This window comes from Acaryochloris sp. IP29b_bin.137, assembly GCF_028285745.1.
GTDB lineage: Bacteria > Cyanobacteriota > Cyanobacteriia > Thermosynechococcales > Thermosynechococcaceae > Acaryochloris.
In genome coordinates, this window is record NZ_JANQOP010000263.1 from 1 (window position 1) to 9,152 (window position 9,152).

Genomic DNA, 9,152 nt, shown 5'->3' on the forward strand with positions numbered 1-9,152 from the left:
TTTTGAATTGACGTATCCATTCAACCGAGCATCACGTTGGGAGGATAACCAAGCAAACAGGTCACGATCTCGTTGGGCAACATCAAAAATGTCACTTTGGCTAATTCGAAGGACCTCAGCTTCTAATTCTGGTGTGCGTTTTGGTTCAGCCCCCAGCAAGATTGGTAATGGTACTTTAGGGGCACCGTCATTTTGCTTAAGCGCTGGGTTCTGCTGACTCATCGAATTTATTCTTCGTTGTTCAATAATGCATTCCAATCAAAAGCAATTATCTCAGAAGCTTGAGCTTGCAGTTGCCCATTGCCAGAGACTGGAATTGGCCTTTCATTGTAGGTTTTGGGTGCGGTGGCATTCTGCTTATCCTGTGTTGGAGGCGCTTTTGTCTTGGGAACTAGCTCAATAACATTAGTTGGGTTTGATTTACGGTTGATGCGCTTTTGCTCTGCCTTTCGTCGCTGCTTGAGCGTTTTAATTTTCTCCTGGGCAAACTTTTGGATCTTAATGCGCTCAGCAAGGATGGATGACTGATCTATGGCTTCACCTGCTTCCCGAAAACGCTTTTTCGTTTCTTTCCAATCCGCTAGAACTAGGTGATCGCCTTCATGATCTCTAGCTTTCACCGTCCCTAAAAAATGTGAGGGTTCCCTCTCTGTTTCTGGGCTGTAGACCATGAGTGTTGAAATATTTCTGGGATCGTATCGAAGCAGTACATACTGGCCTTGGTAATCCTCTAACCATTCCCCCTGATACACTAAGCATTCAAATAAGACGGTTCCTCGCTTTTGTACTTTGCGAGGGATTGTCTTCCTCAGACAGATATCAAGACGGTGCTCATCTACGGTTCGAGGTTTATGGCCCAGTAACCCAGCCCACCAACGCTGATTTCTAGTTTGATGAATCGCTTTGGGATGGCTGTGGTGATTATAGTGATCTACAAAATAGCGAGTAAGAATTTGCTCCAGCTCTTCATAGAAAACACATGCATACTTTTCAGCATTTTCAGGGCGCTTTTGTACATTGGATCCTGTGTAACCCGGAAGTTGCGAAAGTACCTCTTTGTTGTTCTTATCAAATAGACTCTCAATCATCCCACCTTGCTCAGGATAGGCACGGTACCGCAACTTGATACCCAACTCCGCAGCTATCTGCTTGAGATGGGTTGATTTAAATTCCTTAGCTCGGTCGGTGACGATGTAATCGGGCAAACCATAAGGCTCCCATGCTTTATTCAGTTGGTATTCTGGGCCATGACGCTTTTGAAGGATAGCGTGTCGGAGCGCAATACCAACTTCATGGGAACCTGCAGAAGAAAAACCTAGATAGAACCCAAGTGTACAGCCAGAATAGGTGTCGATAATTGCAGTAAGAAAGGGGCTCCCAGCAATTTCATATTGCTCATTTGTGAGGAGCGTATCCAAACAGGTATGGTCAATTTGCCAAACCTGATTGCTTCGTTCGACGGATATCGTTCCATCAGTGGTCTGAATCCAAAGCCCAGGTCCTTGTCCTGGATGCCGAACTTTTTGTTTATTTGCTAGAGGCTCCAATACCTTATAGACAAAACGATTTGAGGGATATTCATGCGCTTGAAGACCCAGTTGCAGGGTGGCGTGCCCTTTGACCTGGTTATACACCTGATTGCGGTTCATCCGGCGGCTATGTCGATTGCCATCTTTATAAGTTTTCTCGATGAATTTCATCCAATATTCAGTATTGGGTTTCCAAGATTTCCGGCCCTGGAGGATACCTTTATCCGAACGAGTCGCATGAATAATGGCTGACCATCCTTCCTTCCTAAAGGTTTGGAACCATCGATCTACAGTTCGGGGAGATTTACCAAGTTTCTTGGCCCAGTGCTTAATTCGTTCTCGTCTTGCCTTTTTCTCTGCCTGACTGATGTCTTGGATCGCATCAATTTTCAAGAGGATCTCTCGCTTGCCTTCAGCATCATCAATGAGATCAGCAAGTAATCTTGGATGTCCTAGTTGATTGGCGAGATTCGATGTTCCAACAATATCAGGAGGCGTTGATTCTGAAGTGATTGACTGTTGCATCTGTCTAAACTGAGACAGCTTACAACTTCAATTATCTCACTATGCACTACAAATCTATGTTTGGGTATGAAAACACTGACTAAAAGGAGTTGTGCTAGCATACGCCCAATTTTTCCCACAGGATCGATACTGTTGGCGAATGTGCTACAAGTATGAAATTTAAAATACTACGCACGGAACAACCTACAGAATTTCGTTGCACTTATGATCCTGTAATACACGTGTAGTTGCATTTGTAATACTTTCGCCAACAGTATCCAGGATCGCTATAAGTCTCTACTGCAAAGGCTAAAGAATTTAATTTCTTCCCCATTACAGGGTGGGCCTCACCTCAACACAGACAGGCGCAAGTATCACAGAAGTTACTTTCAGTAGGAAGATTTTCAGATCTAGGATTCGAAATATTGACCTAGTACGGGTATGACAACGGTCAAAAGGGTCAAATCTTCTGCAACTCAATCATATCAATAGTTCTGAATCCCAGAGATCGGAGCTTTCCATGATCCTCGTAATCAGAAACTGGAAATAAAACTGTTAAGCATTGAGTTTTAATACCGCCTTATTTCCTTGCACCACAGTCAATCCATCCTCCTAAATAATGTCAGGATGGAAGTCAATACCTAACCCAAGAATCAAACGTCGCATCCAGATAAATGGTGTTCAAAACGACTACCCCTCTTTCATCACTCTAGGCAGATAAAATCCGTTATGGTGGCTTTTAATTAATAACTTCTCCGATGTATGGGCCACGAAGTACGAAAGATGGTCACCTTGAATACACATATTCCAAATTCTCTGGTTACTCAAATAACTCAATTGATGAGGAATGAAAACTTGATAAAAAACTAGACTGATTTAAGGATCGATCTTAGAGGTTTAGTTCTTCCATTAATAGAGTTTGTTGAGATCAAGATTTTGATATGGGAAGACGGAATGGCAATACTCTTGAAGAAAAGTTATTCCTTTAAAATGGTATGCCTACTAAGTTCCAAATTTGTGGAAATCCAAGTTTGGATTCTGTTGACTATGTTCACTCAAGATATTACCTAGCAAATTTGCATTTTTTTTCGAGAGTGCTAGTCTTCTTTGCAGCAAAAAATGATAATTTGACTGGATCTGTTCTTTAGTTTGTGGAGCTTTTAATCCATACCTTTGAACAAATTCATTCATGATTTGATTTACGATAAATTCTGTGACATTACGAAGATCTTCCTGCCATACCAGCAACGGGTCTGACATCATTACTGCTTCATAGCTGGGGAAATAGTCTACTTCCTCAATATGGGCAGCAATCTCTCCTGCTGCTGAGCGTAATGTCGATTTTGACATCATATTGGCTACGACCACATCTTGCCCAGAAAATGTACGCTTGAGAGCGACGGGTGACACGGTAAAGATGATTTTATGGTTGGGTTTTCCGTGTTTCTTTAAAAGCGCACAAATTGATTTGAGTACTTTGATGCAATCAGAATGGTACAGCTGTTTAAAACCAAACCGTTGAGGATGCAGTTTCATCAATCGTGGAGAAGGCACTTCCGTAATGGCTAACTTAGTTGATCGATCAAACCAGGTTTCTGTCAATCCAAGTGTGACGATTACTAGATCTGCTTCATATATTTGAGCAAAGTATTCTTTAAGCGCATGCCTCCTGACCTGCATTTTCTCTAGGTCTCCTCCAGGAGTTTGTTCCCGAAGATAGGGATCATATAACTTTCCTTGGCAGTCTATAAATCCATTACTGGGGAAAGAACCCTCATCTGCTGCCCAAGCTAGTTCCTGGTGAATAGAGATGGGATTGTACTTATTTAGAAGCCCCAACTGCAAGTTAGTGCGAACTTCAAGAACATCACTCAGAGGGTTAGCACTTGTGACATTCACCTCTAAATGCTGAAGTTCTCTTTCAATATTTCGAGCAAAGCAAGAGCCAATGGCAAATACGTTTGCATCCGGAGAAACTTTGAATGAAGGTGTCCATTCAGGGATTACAACACCGCTATTGAGTCTCTCACAAGCAGAACTCACACCTTTGTTCCATCGGTCTAGATTGGAATATCCAGGAATAGATTCAATAGTAGAAATTTGATTATTTTCGGGTTTAGTCATGATCCTATTAGTGCAAGTCTAGCGTTAAGCTTACCGATTTAAACTGATTTTTAGAGGCTTATCTTATCTCTAGAATATTTTACTAATCGCCTTCTGAATTTTATTTTCAACTTTTTATAATTAATTATTTTCCTCATTAATCTCTTGGTTTATTCTATTAAAATTTTATAGAAAAACATCTGAGTCAATGTCAGTTTGACTCAGATGTTTTTTCATTTTTTATGGTATTCAGATAAGTGATGTTAGACAAAAACTAAATCAGACTCAGTGAACCCATCATCGACGAAGGCAATCAGATCATCATTGAGGAAGTCGAATGTACCGTTACCATCGTCAAGGGCTATGGCAAAGGAGGAGCTTTCACCAATCCCAAAGAAGGAATAGTCGTCGATACTCCCTGCAAGCTGAATGACATCCTCACCCGAGACAAAGTCGTTAATATTAGCAACATCCGTTGTCCCTGCCTCGGTGTAGAAGGTGCCCGTCTCATCGCCCAAGATGAAAGTATCACCATCTCCGCCACCGGTTAGTTCATCGGTACCCCCCAACCCATTGAGAACATTGGCGCCCGCATCTCCAGTGAGGGAGTCATTGAATGCGGTCCCTGTCACATTTTCAATATTCTTTAGGGTATCTGTGACCGTTACATCAGGGGCAGGCTCATAGGTGGCTGTACCATCCTCTAAGCTTGCGGTGACAGCAAACTCCAAATCGCTGAAGTCTGCGGTATCTATTCCTCTACCGCCATCGAGGTCATCTGAACCCCCACCACCGACGAGGGAATCATCACCGCGACCGCCTCGCAGCTCATCATCGCTAGCTCCCCCGATGAGGGTGTCATTCCCCCGACCACCTCGAAGGGTATCGTTGTCAGCACCACCATTAAGGGAGTCATCCCCCCGACCGCCTCGGAGTTCATCTTCGCCATCGGCACCAATCACGGTGTCATCTCCTCGGCCTCCGGAAAGGTCGTCATCGCCAGCGCCTCCCCAAACGCCATCATCACCGCGACCCCCTTTGACGTCATCATCGCCGAGTCCGCCAAACAGGTCATCATCACCCCCACGGCCAGCGATGTCATCATCTCCAGCCAGACCGCGAATAGAGTTATCTGCCGCGTTCCCCGTTAAATCATCATCACCCTCTGTACCGAGCTGGATAGCATCGTTGTCCACCTCGATGGAGTCGGATCGGATGAGCAGGGCGAGCTGTCCGCCTTCGGATAAGTTGTCGTCTGTGAGAGCCGACACATCTCCAAATACAGGGTTTTCATCATCTTGGTCCGCTAAACCATGAGCTTGCACATCAAAAAGGAAAATAGTACCTGCTTCTTCTCCGAATAAGTCAGACACATCGACAATGCCAGAGGTCTCCCACTCACCAGCGTCCAATATGGTCCCATCCGCTAGCTGTATTTCTCCTGGGCCAAAAATTCCATCTTCAGTCCGCTCGAAATCTTCATCTACAGCGGTTGAGGGATCTGGAATGGTCGGATCAAAAATCTGACTGCGATCGACAACACCGATGGTCGTCACATTCGCACCAACTGCGGCTTCCTCAGGGGTGGCATTGGGGTCAACCCTGACAATACTGGCCTCATTAGGATTGGCTGCACCCTGACCAAATAGAAACTCACCCGTGGCCAGGGTATCCTCTTCTGCCTCATCCTCTTGCACATAGATAAAGCCATCTGGGCTCCAGTCTAAATTGTCAGGACTGCGAAGACTTCGGTTGGGATCTTCATCCCCATCGTAAATAACCTTGGCGGTTGCCGTGAGCGGCCCCCCATTCGTGAGGTTGGAAAAATCTGTATCCAGGGTATAGAGGGCACCAAAGGAATCCGCCCCGTTGCCATCAGGGCCAATCGCAAATGTATCTACCCCCGTCACCGCTTGGACAATTTCACTGGGATTATTGGGGTTAGTGGCAACGTCTTCGGGTCGGGAGACGACGAAGGCACCCGCTGCTTCAGCTTGAGTAATGAGGTTGCCTTGGGTGGGATACCCAAATTGATCAAAGCCGGTGGCCCCGTCTAATGAAGCTTGGTCTGGTTGCGCAGCGTTATCAATCTGTACCCAGGTGCCCGCTTCCGTGGTGCCTGCACCATTAAACTGGAGGGCATTTAAGACGTCATTATCCGTGGCGTCATCCTGGTTGGCATCAGGCACCCAAACGTAAAGGTTCCCGCCAGCTAAGCCATTTCGCTCTAGGAAGTTATCGGAATTGGCATTCTTTTCACCTACATAGAGGTAGAACGGCGCACCTTCAACTTCGCCATCGTCATCAAAATCAAAGGGAGATTGGTCATCGGCTAAGACAAAGGCAACATGAGTGGTTGTACCCGTGTCAATTTCAGTGGTGTTCTCCCAAGATCCTCTACCAAAGGCAGGTAATTGATAGATATCACCGGTAGCAATATCCAACGCCCAATTGGCACCCCCTACTCGGTTCCGGCTACCACCGACCTCTTCTCCGGCAAAGTAGATGTCATCCACCAACCCCATACCTGGGCCAAACTGTTCAGCTTCAGTCAAGCCACCGGAACAAAAACGGGAAAATCCCTCGATTGGTCGCAAGGTCGGATCATCAGGGCCTACACGAACTTGGCCAAAGATAGAGGTATCGGAAGCGATATCACCATTGGCATCAAATACACGGTTGTAAGCAATTCCTGCATCTTCAATTTCAAACGTGTTGATGTTGATATCAAAGTAAGAAATGCGTCCACCGGTGACATCAAAAGTGCTGCCATCCTCTGCTGTTAAGGAGTAGGGCACACCACTTTGATCCACCAACTCGTGGTTGACGAAAGCCCGAACCGTATCGTCATCGAAGCGGATGGCACCTGCACCATCCAAGATACCCACGGGTTGATAATCACCCGCGGTGGAGCTATTCAATGCACCCGTCGTGTCAGGGATAATCTCGCCGATAGTGACTAAGGGAACGACAGAATAACCGTTCTGCCCAATGACCTGAGAGGGAAATGCAGTCGTAAAACTCATAAAACAATTCCTAAGTCAATAAACATTGATTGGACTAAATGGAAAAAGCTGGAACTCTTGAAATTTAGATACGACGAACAAAAGCCAAAGAAAAAAAGAGGACATTAATGTAAAGAAACTTCTCCCTATGAAACAAGAAATTAAAGAATATAGACTCAAGTAAAGTCGTGCTAAAAAGCAGACTGAGGCTATGTTTCAAGCATTCAAAGTCTATGTCTGCCAGGTTAAATTTTGAATATTAAAAAGTTAAATATTCTATAAATAAAAAATTATCTTAACCATCTAATAACGGAGCTCTAATGGTTCTCTCAGGAAAAATTCATTCAACTCTTTAAACTTATTTTCAAGGGAATTTATTCAGCATCCATTAGAGTTTTAGTGTTGGTACTTTATCGATATTTATTAAGTTAAATTTTTATCTCTTAGCTAAAAAAATGATTATTGAGATAGAAATCAAGAAATTACTAAGCTTTCTCCCGGAAAGATGTTTTTGGGTATTTCGAATTTGGGTAATTGAAGGGCGATATGGTCCAATTTTCTTAAACACTCAAAAAGATGATCTTTCCTTGATCAGACCTCTTGTTTATATTCTTTTGTCCTCGTAATGTTCAAGATTCACTTGAACTGCAAGCCAGAACTTATACTGTTAAATTATTTCAGCTCTATAGTCCTTAATTTGAGGAACTGTGATCATACCCCTAGTTCGCTTAGAAATCAATGAGTTCGGCGAAACAGCCTTAGGCTTTTTGGAAGAACTCAAAAATTGGTCTGAAGCCAATAATATCTAGTACGTAATGTGTCTCTATCTAAGACTGTGTCTCTACCTAAAACTGTGTCGTCGCGAGCGGGCGAAATTTAGGGCAGAGTTTTCAACCTTGTCTGCTGCCACACAATTTCCTTTTTTTATATCTCAAATATCATCCGATGTTCTATGAACACCATTAGATCATTCAGGCCCGCTGACTGGCCAGCAATTTGGGACATCTTGGAACCAGTATTTCGCGCCGGGGACACTTATAGTTTCGCCGCTGACATATCCGAGTCCGAGGCACTCCGCGCCTGGATAAAAGTGCCGACTACCACCTTCGTCGTCGAATCGCAGTCGGGGCAGATCCTTGGCACTTATTACATCAAACCTAACCAACCCGGCCAGGGATCGCACGTTTGCAATTGCGGTTACATAGTGGATACTGCTGCCCAGGGCCAGGGGATCGCAACTTTAATGTGCCAGCATTCTCAAGAGGAGGCCATCTCACGTGGTTTTAAGTCAATGCAGTACAACTTGGTTGTGTCTACGAACGAGAGAGCGGTTCGTCTTTGGCAAAAGCTTGGATTCGAAATTGTGGGCACGTTACCAGAAGCGTTCTGTCACCCCACAAAAGGGTACGTCGATGCATATGTCATGCATAAAAAACTTGAAAGAGTGAGAACCGCCAATTAACGGTGAACCTCCTCGTCTCTGTTGGATTTGATACTCAACCCCAGTTCGGGTTAATTCCATTTTTGAGCCCCTTCTACGAAATAATCAAGGTTTCAGCCTACGCAGAAATAAGGGTTTTAGCTTATCCCAAACTCAGGTTATTAAGTGAAGGTTTTGGCCTTTTTTAGTCATAAAAAAGTGCCTTAGAGCAACCTCCCAGTCCTTCGTAAAGTGAACATCAATTTTTGATTAAGGAAAAATTTCAATCATGTTAAGTTTCGATTATGAAAACTCTAGTTGAGACCCACAATTCAATTCATCTCTTCTTCCAAGGTGCTGTGCTAACCCCTTATCTGCACAGTATTCCTATCGAAGGCCAAACTAAATTTTTGAACATCTTTCATAGATGTTTTATGAGATAACCTAGCTTAAAACCATGACTTGGTAACAGATTATTTTCGTCGAAGGGTAAATTAATGATAGTCATTCATCACAATCCAGAATGTGGAACCTCTAGAAATGTACTTCAGATAATTAAGGCTGCTAGCTACCAACCTATTGTGATCGAAT

General features: G+C 44.0%; 4 protein-coding genes and 2 pseudogenes. 2 read left to right on the top strand and 4 right to left on the bottom strand.

Features of this window, described 5'->3' with window-relative positions:
* The 4 genes and pseudogenes from Q0991_RS18800 to Q0991_RS18815 all read right to left on the bottom strand — a co-directional run.
* A pseudogene (locus Q0991_RS18800) lies at window positions 1–222 on the bottom strand (hypothetical protein); the annotation flags it as partial.
* 5 nt (window positions 223–227) lie between these two features.
* Window positions 228–2,054 (bottom strand): Mu transposase C-terminal domain-containing protein, encoded by a 1,827-nt coding sequence (locus Q0991_RS18805; protein WP_299491328.1) that lies wholly within the window; start codon window positions 2,052–2,054, stop codon window positions 228–230.
* A gap of 981 nt (window positions 2,055–3,035) precedes the next feature.
* Entirely contained in the window at window positions 3,036–4,157 is a 1,122-nt protein-coding gene (locus Q0991_RS18810) for a GSCFA domain-containing protein (protein WP_299491330.1), read from the bottom strand.
* Between the two features lie 242 nt (window positions 4,158–4,399).
* Window positions 4,400–7,162, bottom strand: a complete 2,763-nt coding sequence (locus Q0991_RS18815) for an alkaline phosphatase PhoX (protein ID WP_299491332.1) — start codon at window positions 7,160–7,162, stop codon at window positions 4,400–4,402.
* 931 nt (window positions 7,163–8,093) lie between these two features.
* On the opposite strand from Q0991_RS18815, the gene Q0991_RS18820 reads away from it, so the two are divergent.
* Window positions 8,094–8,603, top strand: a complete 510-nt coding sequence (locus Q0991_RS18820; protein ID WP_299491334.1) for an N-acetyltransferase — start codon at window positions 8,094–8,096, stop codon at window positions 8,601–8,603.
* A 455-nt stretch (window positions 8,604–9,058) separates the two neighbouring features.
* Window positions 9,059–9,152: pseudogene (locus Q0991_RS25255) on the top strand (arsenate reductase (glutaredoxin)); the annotation flags it as partial.